5 protein-coding genes are annotated in these 19,146 nt (G+C 41.7%); 3 read left to right on the top strand and 2 right to left on the bottom strand.

Annotated elements, in window-relative coordinates; all coding sequences use genetic code 11:
• Positions 1-239 precede the first annotated feature (239 nt).
• Complete coding sequence (locus tag MSBRM_RS10285; protein WP_048157003.1) at positions 240-1,760, bottom strand: aminoacyl-histidine dipeptidase; 1,521 nt, start codon at positions 1,758-1,760, stop codon at positions 240-242.
• Positions 1,761-3,300: 1,540 nt separating this feature from the next.
• On the opposite strand from MSBRM_RS10285, the gene MSBRM_RS10280 reads away from it, so the two are divergent.
• From MSBRM_RS10280 to MSBRM_RS10270, 3 genes are all read left to right on the top strand, one after another.
• A complete protein-coding gene (locus MSBRM_RS10280) occupies positions 3,301-4,821 on the top strand; it encodes a DUF3344 domain-containing protein (RefSeq protein WP_048155601.1) in 1,521 nt (506 codons plus the stop codon).
• Between the two features lie 545 nt (positions 4,822-5,366).
• Entirely contained in the window at positions 5,367-11,060 is a 5,694-nt protein-coding gene (locus MSBRM_RS21335; protein ID WP_052712827.1) for a PKD domain-containing protein, read from the top strand.
• Positions 11,061-12,264: 1,204 nt separating this feature from the next.
• On the top strand, positions 12,265-17,157 hold the full coding sequence (locus MSBRM_RS10270; protein WP_052712825.1) for a PKD domain-containing protein: 4,893 nt from the start codon (positions 12,265-12,267) through the stop codon (positions 17,155-17,157).
• A 151-nt stretch (positions 17,158-17,308) separates the two neighbouring features.
• On the opposite strand, the gene MSBRM_RS10265 is transcribed toward MSBRM_RS10270, so the two are convergent.
• Positions 17,309-19,102: an ABC transporter ATP-binding protein gene (locus MSBRM_RS10265; RefSeq protein ID WP_048155598.1), complete on the bottom strand. Its 1,794-nt coding sequence runs from the start codon at positions 19,100-19,102 to the stop codon at positions 17,309-17,311.
• Positions 19,103-19,146 lie beyond the last annotated feature (44 nt).

Raw genomic sequence — 19,146 nt, 5'->3', positions numbered from 1 at the left:
CCGGGGATAAGGTACTCAAAACGCAAACATTGAGACCTCAAACATTGAGACGTTTTTGCTCAAGTCTTTTTTGAAAAGGGCTGTACCAGAACCGTTGAGCTGCTTGACCACACGCTGACTATGTTTTTGCTGGGGTTTTCGGTCAAGCCTTTTTTTAAAAGGGTTGCTGGCAAGCAGTTTTTTGAAAAGGCTTGATTTTCAAACACATGTGGCGCCTGTCCCTGTTGAAGAAACCCATGTCAGCAATAAGTTTTAAACAGGTTTTCCAGGAATATCCAGACTTTCTCAATCGAAGGAATGAAGATCCTTTCAGCAGGAGAATGCGCATCTTTAATCGTTGGCCCGAAAGAAATCATTTCCATACCTTCATGCGCCGAACCGATTATTCCGCATTCAAGCCCTGCGTGAATCACTTCAATCTCAGGCTCTTTCCCAAATGTCTCGGTATAAACTTGCTTGCATTTTAAGAGCAGTTCTGATTTCAGGTTGGGCTCCCATGCAGGATATCCGGGCTCATGTTCAACCCATGCACCTGCGAGCTTTGCGATTGCTTCCCCCTTTCCGCTAATTTCAGCCAGCCTGAGATTGCTTGAACTGCGCTGGCTTGATATTATTATTACTTCATTTCCATCTGTCCGGACTGTTGCAAGATTATTTGAGGTTTCGACAAGCCCATGAATTGTCTCCGACATCCTGTAAACCCCATGCGGTAGTCCCAGGATCAGTTCTATAAGTTTTTCTTCGGTCTCTGGCGAAAAGACCCGAACATGAGACACTGTCTCTCTGAGGATTTTATCTTCTGCAACTTCAAAAATTATTTCTCTGCTAATTTCTTCAAAATTCAAAATAAGTCCAGGATCAGTTTTTGCATATTCAGCTTTAAATGCATGCCTGATATCTGACATTGCTTCTTCGGCTTTTTCGAGTTTTTCCCTGTGAAGGGCAATAAAGGCTTCTGCAGTATTGGGAATTGCATTATGAACACTGCCCCCGTTCAGCAGGACAAGCCTTACATTTTCTATCCCAAGTTTTCCCCTGAGTTTGTTCAGTGCCAGGGAGAGCAACTGTATCCCGTTTGCGCGTTGTTTGTTGATTTCAGTCCCGGAGTGCCCACCTTCCAGTCCTTCAACCGAGAGCCTGAAGAACCCAAATGAATTTTCTTCTTTGAAATCAAGCAGTTCCCACTCAACAGGAAGTGTAATCTGTGAATTCTGCCCGCCTGCACATCCTATTACAAAAATGCCTTCATCCTCTGAGTCAAGGTTCAGAAGTATTTTTCCTTCAAAAAAGCCAGTTTCAAGTCCTCTCGCTCCTGTCAGACCTGTTTCCTCGTCCACCGTAAAAAGCAACTCAAGTGGTGGATGCCCGATTTCTCCTTTCTTCCCTGCTTCTGCCAGCACCAGTCCAAGTGCAAGGGCAATCCCATCATCCGCACCTATGGAAGTTCCGTCTCCTTGCATCCATCCCCCGTCGTAAATGCATCTTATAGGGTCTCTGGAAAAGTCGTGTACGGAATCTTTACATTTCTCGCAGACCATATCCATGTGCCCCTGCAGAATAAGCATGGGAGAGTTCTCATATCCAGCCGTTGCGGGGACTTTGATAAGCACATTGTTTAAGGAATCGGCTTTTACCTCAAAACCTCTGGACCGGCCCCACTCCTGCAGCCAGGTTGAAATCTGTTCTTCATGCTTTGAACGTCTCGGGATTTTATTGATTTCTTCAAAGACTTCGAGGATCTGTTGAGTTTTAGGATGCATAGGGATCATTTTTTAATTTTTTACAGGGGTTCTATATAGGGTTATTTCTAGTTTTATCCTTAGGAGTTATTGATTGTTATCAGGGTTATTATTAGGTTGCGATTAAGGTACTACTTATTTAGTTTACGGATTCACATATTTTTATAATTTATTGAAAACTGTCATGTAGTTTGAATACGTTTGAATAATATACCGAAATTGTAACTATTAAACCTAGATAAAGCAACATCAATAGCCATCGTTATTGAGATTCAACGTACAAATATCTTTGAATGGATTTTCTTTGATTGCCGGCGATTGATTGCACTCTTTGTCCATCAGTCAATTATTAAACTCTTTGTTTTCATTAAATTGATATCAATCAACGTTTGACTGTGTCCGTGAGTTATTAATTAATTCCGAAAAAGCAGATGTTTATCAGTGGTTAAATAAAATATAAAGTGACTAGCCAGCTTATGTTTTTCAATAATTTACACTTACACTCCCACTCATACAACTGTCAAAAATTACTTACTTTATAATCAGTTTTCTCCAGCAATAAAGCCCATATATACGATGGCATCAAATATAATACTTTTCAATATTTTTATAATCTTTATGTTATTTTTAATGAAAAAACAGCTCCCTAAACAATAAAATACAAAAAACAGCAATAACAATTTTTTGAAGTCTATTCTTATTTGACATTAATCCCTTTAGCTTTCTTTTGTTTTCCTGTTCTGCCTAAATGAATTATTTTTCTCGAACCACTTTATATGATACTGATTTTTTAATCAAAGTTGGCAGATGGCTTGAAGGATAAGTTTCCCGAGCCAGAGTCCTGATTCTTGTTTAGTGACCTGCAATTTTTTGGATTTAGCATCTAAAAACTGTCCAAACTGTCCAGATGTAGATGCCTATAATATTTATAATAAACCCAATTTTGTATGAATTTTATTTATATTATTAACAAAAAATAACATAAAAACAAAAAAAATAATTAAAAGTTAGCAAAATTTAAATATGTAGTATGAATAACTATTTACATCCGGGGAAAAATGGAAGGTAAAAACATACTGTGTTGAGATTTTGTAAAAAGGCCTTCGACCGAATATTGAAAAGGCACATGCTATTCATATTCGAAAAACAGGTCTATATGAGAGATGTATCCGGCAATCAATCACCTGGAGAGAGTGATTGAAAGCATAAGGACATAAAAATCCTGGAAAAAAGATGAAAGGAGTCTATTTTCAGGTTCTTCACCGTATTATTTAGAATGATTTGTGCATGCTTACTGTACAGTATCTTCATGCGGATTTCCAAAAGAACCGTTCATGGTTGGCCGGAAGAGATAGAGACTCCACATAATGGAACGTCAACGACAGTCATGGAAAGCCAATGATAGTCGTAAAAGTCCTGCTGTTTAATATCAAAAAAACACAAATCAGATTAATATTAGTAAAGTTGGAAATTTAAAGATACTAATTGGCTATCTATGTCTATATATTGGTAGCTAAATCAAGCTAAACCCACAAATTGACAATGATTGGAGTAAATGCTTATGTTTAAAATGGAAATGTTGGTAAATAAAGGTGGCACAAAACCGCTTGCTCACATGATACTAATTGGGTTAATGGTGCTGTTATTTGCGACTGCGTCTCCTGCAGCGGCAGACCCTTACCTTGGGGGAATTGACCTTACCACTGCAAACGGAACGTATGGGACAGTAACCGGAGACCTCTGGTTTGATGCTTATCCTGGGTTCGATTATGCATACACAACGCCGGTTTTTCTGAACTCCACATTGCCGTGTGACCCTGATGATGTCGCATGGGCAAGGCTCTATGTAGATGTCTACATCGGACATATGGAAAACAATTATCCGCTGAAAGTCACTACGAAATTTGACGGTGACGGGACAGGTGGTTCAGGCTATGCGACTCTGGGAACTGAGATCATGGATACTACCTACACATTCCCCTATAACAATGGTCAGGGCCCTATATGGATAAATGACCACTGCAACCGTGTGACGAGTGATTTCCTGATCTGGTATGATGTGGATGACAGTATCTCTTCATCAAGTGTCTCGACGCGTGTGAATGTGTCCACGCCGGATGGCACTCAGCCACTCGACGGCCGGGTGAAGATGATCACCCTGGTGGTAGCATATAATAATCAATCCTGTAAAGTAACTCATTACTGGGTGAACCAGGGCCATGACACGGACTCGTATAGGACAGACGATGACGGGTATCCTTACACCGGAAATACTACTTTCAACACGTCGGCAGTTTATTCTCCAGGAGAAGCTAACCTTACAGTTCTTCCACTTGCGAGTTTTAACGGGAACTACACCTTCAACAATAATCAGCAGTTGACGTGGGCCAACCCTCACCAGGGATCATACTTTGAGTGGCAGAGCTGGAACGTCACAAACTTAATTTCCAGTGGAATTAACAGTTATATGACGTACAACCGAAACGAAGATGACAATAGGCCACAATACAGTGGCTACTTTAAACTCCCTCTCACTCTACTGACTGTGGAAGATGAATCTTATATCTACGACTTTAGTAACAACACACTGGGAAGAGCGGGAACAGGTCTGCTTGCTTACAAGTTCCAGACTTCAAGCCTGCCGGCAACTGTCAATAATGATCCGAATAATGAATTTTCAGTGACAGAGTACAGCAAGATCAAGTATGACGATGGTCAGTTCCAGTGTAATATAGCTGCTGATGATAACTATGCAGCACACAGGTTTGTGTTCAACGTTAGTTGTTCCAATGTATCTAATTTAGATGCGATTAACGTAACTTGGAATGGCAAAGGCTTAAATGATGCAGGAAATGGTGTTACCGTCTACATCTGGAACTATAATACTAGTGCGTATGAACAACTGACCACCTGTAATGATGCAGCTGAGCAGACCCTGACAGGTGAAAAAACAGCTAACCTTAGCAACTACATTAACGGCGACAAGTTAGTAACTATACTGGCGGAACAGAACAGTAAAACCAGCAGAGAAGACGACAGCAAAATTTATACCGACTATGTTAAATTGGTTCTTAAACAATAAACAAACTATTTACTGTAAAAAAAATACATCAGATATTGTTTCTGCTATAAATGGTACATAAAATAAGTGGTTTATCAAAACCTCTCTTTTTTTGTAATGGCTAATGTGCTTGATGAATGAGATTGATGTATGAGATCAAGTGCAAAAGCCTAAATTTTTTGAGGTATCACAACCAATTGAGGAATTTTCAGCAATATAACAATATTTTATATTATAAATTAGTATGTTTTTATTATTTATTATGTATATTTTCTATTATTTTTACATAATTTAAGAAGATTTAAATAATTAATATTACTATGTTTAATTTTAAATCATAATTTTTGTGAGTATATTTGAAAAAATATTAACTTCATTCATCGATTAAGTCGTTAGATTTTCCATATTACGGATTCAAAAAAGTAATGAGAGAGACTAATAGATATACAGAGATTGAATTATTGAAAAAAAGACCTGCATATAACATGAACTAAATTATTAAAATCAATGCTATACCTAAAATTATCAATTAGTGAATAAATTTTGATTTACAGGAGATAAATTGTATGAATCAAAGAATATTTCTTATTTTATTTGTTTTTCTCTGCATGATGTTAATAACACCTGCAGAAGCAAAGACTTGGTACGTTGATGACAGTGGTGGAGCAGATTTCACTGATATACAATCTGCTATCAACAGCGCTTCTTCCAGCGATACGATTTATGTCTATGCTGGGACATATAACAGTTTTGAAGTCTCGATTCCATACCTGACTATAAAAGGAGAACGTCCAGATCTCGTTACAGTCAATGGTAGAATAGATATCCCAGAAATTGCGACTTATGCAAATGCAACCGGAACTGTCCTTGAAGGAATGAAAATAACGGAAGAACCAAACATTGATTCAGATATTGGTACGGTTTCGGATGTGACTATCAGAGATTGTATATTTAATGGACTAACTTGGTCAAAAGGCATAGATGTAGATTGTGACAATTTAACATTTGAAAACAATATTGTCTCGAATAGTACCGGTAAATATGCCGGTATGTCAATCGAAAAAAGCAACGTTTTGATATCAAATAATACATTCAGCAACAATAAAGGAGCGGGATTAACCCTCTATTCTAAGGCCATAAATACTACAGTTACCAAAAACATCTTTAGTTCTAATGCCTATGCAGGTATCGAATTTTATAAAACTACTGGATTAAACACAATATATCTTAACAATTTCATAAGCAACGGTGTCCCGGCAACAACTAGCGGAACCACAGCACCTGCGCTAACACACTGGAACTCAACCACCCCCATCAAATACATCTACAATAGTCAGACCTACACCGGTTACGTGGGCAACTACTGGTCTGATTACAACGGCACAGATGCTAATGGCGACGGAATTGGTGATACTCCTTATGTCCTTCCCGACAGCCTTGGAAACGATAACTATCCCCTGATGCAGCCTTTTGAAAACTATGCAATTGGTGGCGGTGGAGAATCTGGCGGCGACGCCCCGGTTGCAAACTTCACGGCGAACGTAACGAGTGGCACTGCCCCGTTGACCGTCCAGTTCACGGATGAATCCACAAATACTCCTACATCTTGGTCATGGGATTTTGATAATGATGGCAATGTAGACAGTATTGATCAGAACCCGGTCCACACTTATACCGCAGCTGGTAACTACACCGTTAACCTCACTGTTTCCAATGTCGACGGAAGCGATTCTAAAGTAAAAACTGAGTACATTGTCGTAAGTGAACCACTTTCCAAAGCTCCGGTTGCCAATTTCACAGCAACCCCTACTTCTGGTTCTGCTCCTCTTACTGTCAATTTCACGGATCAGTCGACTGGCTCACCTACTTCCTGGCTATGGGACTTCGGGGACGATACTAACGCTACAGAGCAGAACCCCTCACATATCTATAGTACAGCCGGAACTTACGACGTTAACCTCACTGTTTCCAATGCCGACGGACGCGATTCTGAGGTAAAGACCGAATACATAACCGTAACTTCAGCGGCGACGAACGACCTCAGTATATCAGGTATCGTCAATACGGTTCCAGGCTCTGCGGTTTTTGCCAAAGAACCAAATACCATAAAAGTTACCAACGTCATGAATACCGGAACTGCCAGCCTTACTAACATTTCAGTCGCATTTTATGCCAGCGACGTATCCAATGGAACGGTTCCGGTAAACACAACAACAATTTCATCCCTTGCAGGTGGAGCTAAAACCACTGTCTCTTTAATTGACCCAACTATCCGCAACCTTGAAGACGGTACCGTAACTTACACTTCAGTTGTTGATCCTGATAACCTGATTCCTGAAACCAATGAGGAAAACAACAACAAGAGCAGTTCTGCCAAACCGCTCAGATACAACGGTTATAAGGGCAAAGGCATCTACTGGGAAGGCGAAAGCAACATCACCACCAAACATACCTATGACCTTCAGGGTAACCTTCTGTACTCCACCCAGCCTGATACTTCTTACAAAGCTGTCGGCTGGACTGGCAGGACGGAAATCTGGACTGCAGATGATCTTCCGATCCCCAGCGGTTCCACAATAGAAAAGGCCTTCCTTTATTTTGCCTACAACTGGGACCAAACTCCCGGTGGATATCCGTGGTTGAATCTTAACTTCAACGGAAACACAATTGAGAACGGAAACCTCTCAACAGGAGACGGAACTCTCTACAGGGACTGGAGCAATTTTGGAGGGTATGCTGATTATGAATATGGACTCTGCGTTTATGATGTAACTGACAAATTCAATGAGACCGGAAATAGCCTTGTAACAAGTCCCTATGGTAGTTCTTACAACAAAGTCGCATTGTATCCAAGCACTCTCGTTGTGATCTATCGTGATTCCAATGAAACCAGGAAGCAGATCTTCATCAATGAAGAGTGCGACGAACTTGGCGTATCTATGTCCAGTTATGGAACAACTTCCGAGGAGGCTACAGCATATGCTCCTTTCACTGGCATGTCTATTGATAAGAGCAAGGTAACAAATGCTACAATGTACAGTTTCGCCGGAAGTGCCGGTCCCGATGAAGGAAACCTGCTTTTCAACGGAAACACAGTGGCACCCCTGGCATGGCAGGGAAGTTCCAATTCAGCAAGTCCTCTGGTCTTTAATGTGAAAAATTACATTAATGAAACAGAAAACGAGGCCGGAATTCAGGGCACAACAAGCGGAGGCATGGATGCACTCCAGCAGATCCTTGTTGTTGAATATCAGAAAGAACAAGAAGCTGCACCAGTAGCTAACTTTACTGCAAATGTAACAAGCGGTACAGCTCCACTTGACGTTCAGTTTACAGATGCTTCAACCGGATCACCGACTTCCTGGCTCTGGGACTTTGGAGACGGTACCAATTCTACCGAGCAGAATCCCTTGCATACCTATAATGAGGTTGGTAACTATACCGTCAACCTCAAGGTCACAAATGCAGCCGGAAGCAATAGCAGTCAGCTTGCCGATTTGATTAAAGTGACCGAACCTCCGACTTCTACGGAACAGCCGGACCTTATTGTTTCAGCGATCATACCGAATGCCGACGAATTCTTTGCAAATGAGACAAACAATATCTCGGCAAAGGTAGAAAACGTAGGTACGAATGCTTCTGGATCATTTACGGTCACTTTTACTGTGAATAGTATTGACACAAATGTCACTGTTGATGCCCTTGAAGCGGGAACAAATACCACAGTCACGATAACTGATCCGACAATCAGGTCTTTTGGAGACAATGTAACGGTCACAGCCGCTGCAGATTCAGGGAATGAGATTGCCGAGTCCAGTGAGATAAATAACCAGATGAACATCACAAAGTCCGTGGTCTATAACGGTTACAAGGGCAAGCGTTATACCGGTGGAAATGATCTAGGCACTCAGGTCACTTTCGAAGGAAAGTACGGGCTTGTTTACTCCTACGGAAACACGGCATATGCATCAGGAAGCTGGACCGCAAAAACTTATACTTGGTCTTCAACAGATCTTCCAATCCCTGCAGGAGCGACGGTTGAAAGTGCCAGGCTTTACCAGCCGTATACCTGGAACAAGATGACAAATGATCCGGCTTTCACGATGTCGTTTAATAACAACACAGTAACGCCGATTGCCACCTATAAGGACCGAAAGAGCTATGGCAGCTACGATTATCCGTCGGGTCTCTATGTCTACAACGTAACTTCATTGTTTGACCCTGCAGGAAACAGCATTACTATTAACCCTGAGACTGGCAACAACTATGGCATATACGGAGCTTACCTTGTTGTCGTGTACAATGATCTTACTGCTACCGAGAAAAAGATCTGGATCAATGATGAGTTCGATCTCCTCGCATCCAAAGGTTCCTATGCAGTCAGCAACGAGGAAGCTACGGCATATGCGTCCTTCAGTGATGTAAATGCTACTGGTATCTCAAAAGCCACAGCAATAGCTGTCCTTGCCAGTGGAAACGATAACAACAAAAGTAAGTTCGTTTTCAACGACAATGAGTACACAGGCTTCTGGCCAGACTACCAGACAATGCCGCAGATCGGTTTCTCTTCATATAATGTTACTGGAGCCCTTCTTACCGGAATGGATACTGCTCGGGTGCAGAGCTACGACAATGGAACCGGCGGAGACAGCATGTCTGCCATGAATGTTATTCTAGTGGCTGATTATGGTGAAACCCAAAATGGAACGGGAGCTCCGGTTGCAGCTTTCACAGCAAACTTAACTTCTGGTGATGCCCCGCTGACAGTAAATTTCACAGATGAATCTACCAGTACGCCTACTTCATGGGCCTGGGACTTTGATAACAATGGAACTGTAGACAGCACTGAGCAGAACCCTATCTACACTTACACTTCAGCCGGTAACTATACAGTTAACCTTACGGTTGCAAATGCAGATGGGAGCGATTCTGAAGTAAAGACCGATTACATTGTGGTAAGTGAACCACTTCCCGGAGCTCTAGTTGCAAACTTTACTGCAAATGTAACAAGCGGTAAAGCACCACTGACCGTAGAATTCACAGATATCTCGACTGGCTCACCGACGAGTTGGCAGTGGGATTTCAATAACGATGGAACTGTTGACAGCACCGAGCAGAACCCGATCTACACTTATGCTGCAACCGGTACCTACACAGTCAATCTCACCGTAACAGGACCGGATGGAAATGATTCTGAGGTAAAAACTGGGTACATTAATGTCACCAGTCCATCTTCAGCAAAGCCAGTAGCTGCTTTTTCAGCGTTTCCTACTTCAGGAAAAACACCATTAAACGTTAAATTTACTGATACTAGCACTGGCTCTCCAACTTCCTGGTTCTGGAACTTTGGAGACGGATCTAAGTCCTACCTCCAGAATCCGATTCACAAGTATTCAAAGGCAGGAGTATATACTGTTAACTTAACAGTAAAGAATGCTGCAGGCCGTAATACGGTAACAAAAACAGATTATATAAAAGTGATAACAAAACCTGTTGCAAACTTCACCAGCAGTGCTACATCAGGAAAAGCACCATTAAAGGTTACCTTTACCGACACAAGCACAGGCTCCCCGACTTCCTGGAAATGGGACTTTGGAGACGGATCAAAGTCATTCCACCAGAATCCGATTCATAAGTATTCAAAGGCAGGAACATATACTGTTAACTTGACCGTGAAGAATGCTATAGGACGTAACACTGTAACAAAAACAAGTTATATAAAAGTGATAACAAAACCTGTTGCAAACTTCACCAGTAGCGTCACATCAGGAAAAGCACCATTAAAGGTTGCCTTTACTGATACAAGCACAGGAATACCTGCTGCATGGAAATGGGACTTTGGAGATGGGTCTAAGTCCTACCTCCAGAATCCGACTCACAAGTATTCCAAAGTAGGAAGTTATACTGTTAACTTAACAGTAAAGAATGCTAAAGGCAGGAACACGGTAACAAAAACAGAATATATAAAAGTTGTAACAAAACCAGTTGCTGACTTCTCTGCAACTCCAACCTCTGGAAAAACACCATTAACGGTAGAATTTACTGACAACAGTACAGGAGTTCCTACTGCATGGAAATGGAGTTTTGGAGACGGAACAACTTCAACCGAGCAGAATCCAGAACATCAGTATTTGCAGGGAGGAAGCTATAAGGTTACACTTACAGTGGTCAACGTTGCAGGTAGCAGTACTGTAACGAAGAAAAACTATATAAAAGTGACAACAAATACAAGACCTGGTATATATTCTGAAAACAAATAAACCTTAATTGGAAAATAGAAAAAAATCGAGGCTAAAGGGTAGAAGTCATTGAGAAAAACTGGCAAAACAACCCTTTAGCCTCGTTGACCAGATTTGAAAGCCAACTTTGGCTTGTGTTTTTCAATAACTGGCGAGTGACCTAATCTCAGGTTAGCATGAAGTACAGAATAAAACTGATTCATCAGCTTATTCTTCGTTTTCTACTCATAATCATATTTAAGCCTTCGATGGTAATTTACTATTTAGTTTAGGCATGATTTTGAAAACCAAAATGTCGACAATTTACTGCCCGGTAATGAGGACTTAATAGCTAAAAAGATAGAGTAGAGTATTTTCGTTTGTACTTTTTATTCAAAGAATATCATGCATGTTTAGGTTTTTTCTTTTTAATGAAGAACTTGCCGTTTTATGAATATTATGTATTTCTTCCTAATGATGGACTTGCCGCTTTATACATAGTAAGTTTAAAAAGAAATAAACTACTGATATTATGTTACGAATTTTTATATTTGTAACAAATATGATGAATATAAATTAATATGTTCTTAATATTTTCAAAGAATTTAAATACTTTGTGTTATCTATTCTTTTTAGAAGTGGCTGAACTATAATAGATGTTTCTCTGAAAAAGGAGACACCGTCTTCAAAGCAGAGTCAAACGTCTGACCCTACAAACTGAATTAGAATAAAAGTTGCAATTTTGAGAAATTTGTCCATGTCACTTTTAAAAAGTTTTGATCTTGATCTCTAATAGAAATTTAAAGTATACAGAGTATGTGAATTTTTCAGAGGTCGAATTTGATCTAATAAACCATTCGTGAGTACAGATCCAAATTTTAAATTTTATGGCAAAAAGGTTTCAATTTTGTTGTTTTTGGGTTTTCCCTCTGAATTGAATATAAAATTGTGAGATTAAAATCCTGAACAGCCCTCTCGAGCCTTTCCAAAGCGGATTGCAATGGAGGAAGTTTAGGGCTTTAAAAAGTAGGTGAATTCAGCTTGACCAGAACAACACCAAGAGCAGTTTTCATTAAAACCGGTGAGCAAATTTGTGTGAACCTGTTTTTATAATGTTGGCGGTTGAGTGTGCTTTTATTTTTATTTTAAGAGGCTAGAACCAGACTTTCGGATATTTCCAAAATAAGTGCGTTCAACTGATTTTGGCAGGCTGAATAGTTGCCTCTAACTAAGTACAGGAGGAATAATGACGAATAAAAAACCAATTTCAACATTATTACTAATGATTCTAAGCATCGGAGTCTGCCTCACCTTGCTTGCAGGCACCGTAGCTGCTGACGACTGGGTAGGGGGTCTTCCACTGGCAACCGTACAGACCGGAACAGTGACCGGCGACCTGTACATCTCCGGGAACCCTCCGTCAGCAACATACACTACCGTTGTGGACAGGACTTTCACCCTTCCGACAGCTGCCGTTGCAGGGTCAGGTAGGGTCAAATGGGCCCGGCTCTACGTTTCCAGCTACTGTGGGCATATGCAGGATGCAAAAGCCATCACCTACACTACCAAGGTTGACTGGAATAACGATGGAACCTGGGACAACAACTGGACTGAGTCTGATCCTGGGCAGCCCTTTATCTACATGCAGGGTGGGGACTACGGTGGCGGCGGTAATGACAATAGCGAATTTACCGGGCACGACACCGGTGAACCCTATCTTATGCTCAACGACCACACAACCCGTGTGACGAGTGACTATCTTAGCTGGTATGATGTGACGAACCTGATTCAGGAAAATGAGCCCACTATCAAGGTGAACGTAGACGCCACAGGTTCCTACGACGGCCGGATAAAGATGGTCGAGCTCGTCGTCGCTTACGATGATCCTTCTTCAACAACAGAAACGCAGTACTGGATTAACGAGGGGCATGATGCCTGCACTTATTATACAGAGGAAAACGAGGACAATGTTGCCGTTGGAACCACCACGTTTGACACATCCGGACTTTCAGGCATTACCTCGGCCACACTCATCGCCGACTACATGGCAAGTAACAATGGGTACTACGGTTTCCCAACTGCAGATAATGATTTTGTTGCATCTGCAAAAACCGGGTCTTTTACAAACACAGGGCTTGACAATGATGCTGATACACAGGGCCCTTACTCAGGGATTGATTCCTGGAACGTTACATCGTCCATTTCCGGCAGCAGTTCCACTTTTGCCTATGCCAGATACCTACCGGGTACAGGTACCTCAGCATTCTACAAAATCCCCCTCGTGTTCCTGGTGGCGAAAAAACCGCTTCAATCAAGCTCTGCACCTGATGCCGAATTCAGCGCGAACGTGACCAATGGAAAGTCTCCTTTCACGGTTCGGTTTAACGACAGTTCAACTGGTTCCCCGACTTCCTGGCAGTGGGATTTTAATAACGACGGCACAGTTGATAGCACTGAGCAGAACCCCTCACATATCTATAGTACAGCCGGAACTTACGACGTTAACCTCACTGTTTCCAATGCCGACGGAAGCGATTCTGAGGTAAAGACCGAATACATAACCGTAACTTCAGCGGCGACGAACGACCTCAGTATATCAGGTATCGTCAATACGGTTCCAGGCTCTGCGGTTTTTGCCAAAGAACCAAATACCATAAAAGTTACCAATGTCATGAACACCGGAACTGCCAGCCTTACTAACATTTCAGTCGCATTTTATGCCAGCGACGTATCCAATGGAACGGTTCCGGTAAACACAACAACAATTTCATCCCTTGCAGGTGGAGCTAAAACCACTGTCTCTTTAATTGACCCAACTATCCGCAACCTTGAAGACGGTACCGTAACTTACACTTCAGTTGTTGATCCTGATAACCTGATTCCTGAAACCAATGAGGAAAACAACAACAAGAGCAGTTCTGCCAAACCACTCAGATACAACGGTTATAAGGGCAAAGGCATCTACTGGGAAGGCGAAAGCAACATCACCACCAAACATACCTATGACCTTCAGGGTAACCTTCTGTACTCCACCCAGCCTGATACTTCTTACAAAGCTGTCGGCTGGACTGGCAGGACGGAAATCTGGACTGCAGATGATCTTCCGATCCCCAGCGGTTCCACAATAGAAAAGGCCTTCCTTTATTTTGCCTACAACTGGGACCAAACTCCTGGTGGATATCCGTGGTTGAATCTTAACTTCAACGGAAACACAATTGAGAACGGAAACCTCTCAACAGGAGACGGAACTCTCTACAGGGACTGGAGCAATTTTGGAGGGTATGCTGATTATGAATATGGACTCTGCGTTTATGATGTAACTGACAAATTCAATGAGACCGGAAATAGCCTTGTAACAAGTCCCTATGGTAGTTCTTACAACAAAGTCGCATTGTATCCAAGCACTCTTGTTGTGATCTATCGTGATTCCAATGAAACCAGGAAGCAGATCTTCATCAATGAAGAGTGCGACGAACTTGGCGTATCTATGTCCAGTTATGGAACAACTTCCGAAGAGGCTACAGCATATGCTCCTTTCACTGGCATGTCTATTGATAAGAGCAAGGTAACAAATGCTACAATGTACAGTTTCGCCGGAAGTGCCGGTCCCGATGAAGGAAACCTGCTTTTCAACGGAAACACAGTGGCACCCCTGGCATGGCAGGGAAGTTCCAATTCAGCAAGTCCTCTGGTCTTTAATGTGAAAAATTACATTAATGAAACAGAAAACGAGGCCGGAATTCAGGGCACAACAAGCGGAGGCATGGATGCACTCCAGCAGATCCTTGTTGTTGAATATCAGAAAGAACAAGAAGCTGCACCAGTAGCTAACTTTACTGCAAATGTAACAAGCGGTACAGCTCCACTTGACGTTCAGTTTACAGATGCTTCAACTGGCACTGTCTCATCATATACATGGGACTTTGATAATGATGGAACTGTAGATAGTACTGAGCAGAATCCAGTCTACACTTACACTGCGGCGGGCAACTATACCGTTAACCTTACAGTTTCCAACTCGGGTGGAAGCGATTCTAAAGTAAAGACCGAATACATTGTCGTAAGTGAGCCATTGCCTGGAGCTCCAGTTGCAGATTTTGCAGCAACCCCAACTTCTGGAGATGCACCACTTACTGTTAACTTCACTGATGCTTCAACTGGCACTGTTTCGTCCTATTCGTGGGATTTCAATAACGATGGCAATGTAGACAGCACTGAGCAGAACCCGGTCTATACTTATGCTGCAGCCGGCAATTATACTGTCAACCTCACTGTTGCAAATACAGGTGGGAGCGACTCTAAAGTAAAAACTGAGTACATTGTCGTAAGTGAACCGCTTCCTGGCTTTCCGGTTGCAAACTTTACTGCAAATCGAACCAGTGGAACGGCTCCGCTTGACGTTCAGTTTACAGATGCATCAATTGGCAACATCTCATCATATACATGGGACTTTGATAACAATGGAACTGTAGATAGTACTGAGCAGAATCCAGTCTACACTTACACTGCGGCTGGTAACTATACCGTTAACCTTACAGTTTCCAACTCGGGTGGAAGCGATTCTAAAGTAAAGACCGAATACATTGTCGTAAGTGAACCATTGCCTGGAGCTCCAGTTGCAGATTTTACAGCAACCCCAACTTCCGGAGATTCACCACTTACTGTTAACTTCACTGATGTTTCAACTGGCACTGTCTCATCATATGCATGGGACCTTGATAACGATGGAACTGTAGACAGTATTGAGCAGAATCCAGTCTACACTTATGCCGCAGCTGGTACCTACACGGTTAACCTTACTGTAACCGGTCCGGGTGGAAGTGATTCTGAGGTAAAAACTGGGTACATTGAAGTCTCAAGTCCATCTCCATCAAAGCTAGTAGCTGCTTTTTCAGCGTCGCCTACTTCAGGAAAAACACCATTAAACGTTAAATTTACTGACACAAGCACTGGCTCCCCAGCCTCCTGGCTCTGGGACTTTGGAGACGGATCGAAGTCATTCCTCCAGAACCCGATTCACAAGTATTCAAAAGTAGGGGTATATACGGTTAGCTTGAGGGTAAAGAATGACGCAGACCGTGATACAGTAACAAAAACAGATTATATAAAAGTAGTAACAAAACCTGTTGCAAACTTCACCAGCAGTGCTACATCAGGAAAAACGCCGTTAAATGTTGCCTTTAATGACACAAGCACAGGCTCTCCAACTTTCTGGAAATGGGACTTTGGAGATGGATCAAAGTCATTCCACCAAAATCCAATTCATAAGTATTCCAAAGCAGGAGTATATACTGTTAACTTAACAGTAAAGAATGCGGCAAGCCGTAATACGGTAACAAAAACAGATTATATAAAAGTAGTAACAAAACCTGTTGCAAACTTCACCAGCAGTACTACATCAGGAAAAACGCCGTTAAATGTTGCTTTTACTGACACAAGCACAGGCTCCCCAACTTCCTGGAAATGGGACTTTGGAGACGGATCAAAGTCATTCCACCAGAATCCGATTCATAAGTATTCAAAGGCAGGAATATATACTGTTAACTTAACAGTAAAGAATGCAGCAGGCCGTAATACAGTAACAAAAACAGATTATATAAAAGTAGTAACAAAACCTGTTGCAAACTTCACCAGCAGTGTTACATCAGGAAAAGTACCATTAAAGGTTGCCTTTACCGATACAAGCACAGGCTCCCCAACTTCCTGGAAATGGGACTTTGGAGACGGATCAAAGTCATACCTCCAGAATCCGACTCACAAGTATTCAAAGACAGGGATATATACTGTTAACTTAACAGTAAAGAATGTTCAAGGCAGTAACATGGTAACAAAAACAGAATATATAGCAGTAGTAGCAAAACCAGTTGCCGACTTCTCTGCAATTCCTACCTCCGGAAAAGCACCATTTACAGTAGAATTTACTGACAACAGTACAGGAGTTCCTACTGCATGGAAATGGAGTTTTGGAGACGGAACAACTTCAACCGAGCAGAATCCAGAACATCAGTATTTGCAGGGAGGAAGCTATAAGGTTACACTTACAGTGACCAACGTTGCAGGTAGCAGTACGACAACAAAAACAAATTACATAAAAGTGACAACAAATACAAGACCGGGAGTATATTCTGAAAGCAAATAAACCCTTAAACTGAAAAAGAGAAAAAGATCAGGACTAAAAAAGGAGTGGGGAGCCATTGATCAATTTTATTTACATTTTCTTTCTTTTTCTTTTTACGTGAATCTTTCTTTTTCTTTTTCTTTTTATGCGGATCTTTCTTTGATTTCACGTTTCAATCCTTAAACTCGGGGCAATGCTCCTGAAGGAAACATTTCAATTCGGAAACCGTGAGCAGGGGAGGTATATTAATTCCTTGTTTTCGAAGGTCCAAGCAAAGCCTTGAAAGAAGGGGAGGGATGATTCCAGCTTCATTTAATTTTTCCGTATTTGAAAACACATTTGCTGTTGGTCCGTCCAGCAGGATTCTTCCCTGCTTCATCACGACAACCCTCTCAGCATACTCGGCTACAAGTTCCATATCATGTGTTATGAGAATGACCGTTTTCCCAAGTTTATTCAGTTCCTTAATCTTGTCCAGGAACTTTGCTATGTGCCCTCTGTCCTGCCCTGTTGTCGGTTCGTCCAGAACAAGAAGGTCCGGTTCGAGAGCAAGAATGGAAGCTACTGCCAAGCGCTGTCGTTGCCCTCTTGAAAGAGAATGAGGGTGCCTATCTTTATAAGCTGAAAGTTCCATTGTTTCCAGGGATTCGTCTACCAGTTTTTCAATTTTGTCTTTGGGAATATCCATGTTTTCGAGTCCAAAACGGACTTCTTTAGTTACACTATCCATAAATATCTGCGAATCTGGATTCTGGAAAAGATACCCGACTTTTTTCGATAACTGAGCTGTAGAATACCTCTCTATGTCTTTTCCATTAAGCAGGATTCTTCCAAAAGAGGGTCTGTAAAACCCTATCAAGTGGCCTGCTAGAGTTGTCTTTCCAGCTCCGTTGTGCCCAAGAAGAGCAAGAAACTCTCCACTTTTGATATTCAGATTAATGTTTTTCAGGATTTCCGAACCATCTTCAGGCCTGTAGTAGAGGTTCTCTATCCGTACAAAGGGTAAGTTTTCTTCTGAAGGTAAAATAGAACCGGAAGTTTCAGGTTTTTGCCATCTATGGTTTTCAAGTTGCCTGGTAGCAGGCACTTGCAGAAGTTCAGCAAGTCGCTTCAGAACATTTTCATAGGACGGAACTATTGAAGCTTCATAATCCATTTCCAGCAGGTGAAAAATTTCAGTGAGTTGAGGGGGGTGAATCCCGAGTTTTTTAAGTGTTACTTCTTCGCGGCATAGGATTTCAAAAGGTTTTCCATCAAAGATAAACCTACCTTTATCCATAACAAGCATACGGTCTGCAATTTCAAAAACCGAGTCAAGTTTGTGTTCTATAAGGATAAGGGTTGTCTGCTTTTCTTCGTTTAGTTTCCTTAGCAGCTCAAGCACTTTCTGGGTGCCTGCAGGATCAAGATCCGATGTTGGCTCGTCAAGAACAAGGATCTCAGGCTCCATTGCTAGATTTCCTCCTATTGCAGTCCTCTGTTTTTCCCCTCCTGAGAGTGTGAAAATGAAATGATCCCTTAGCTTCTCCAGCCTAACTGCTTTGAGAGCTTTTTCTACTCGGGACAGTACTTCAATTATGGGTAAACCTAAATTTTCAGGCCCAAAAGAAATATCTTCAGCTACTGTCATACGAAACAATTGGGTTTCGGGGTTCTGGAACACCATTCCAACTTCAAGAGCCAACTTATTAATTTTTTCGTTTTTAAGATCTTGTCCATGAAGCAGAACACGCCCGGAAAAACTTCCTCCTGAAATTTCTGGAATTAGCCTGTTAAGGCAGCGGACAAGAGTACTTTTTCCACACCCGCTGGGACCCACAAGGAGCACAAATTCCCCTTTTTTAAGTTCAAGATTTATGTCCGAAAGTATCTGGGAATCTGAATGGGGGTAGCTGTATGTTAGGTTTTCAAGCTTGATATGTGCAATTGGCCTGGCAACTGCAACTTTCTCCAACATGGAATCCATATTATCTGTCTCTTCGTTACACATTTAAGTTTAAATTTATTATG

The organism is Methanosarcina barkeri MS (assembly GCF_000970025.1).
Taxonomy (GTDB): Archaea; Halobacteriota; Methanosarcinia; order Methanosarcinales; family Methanosarcinaceae; genus Methanosarcina; species Methanosarcina barkeri.
This window is presented reverse-complemented; position numbering and strand designations above follow the sequence as displayed.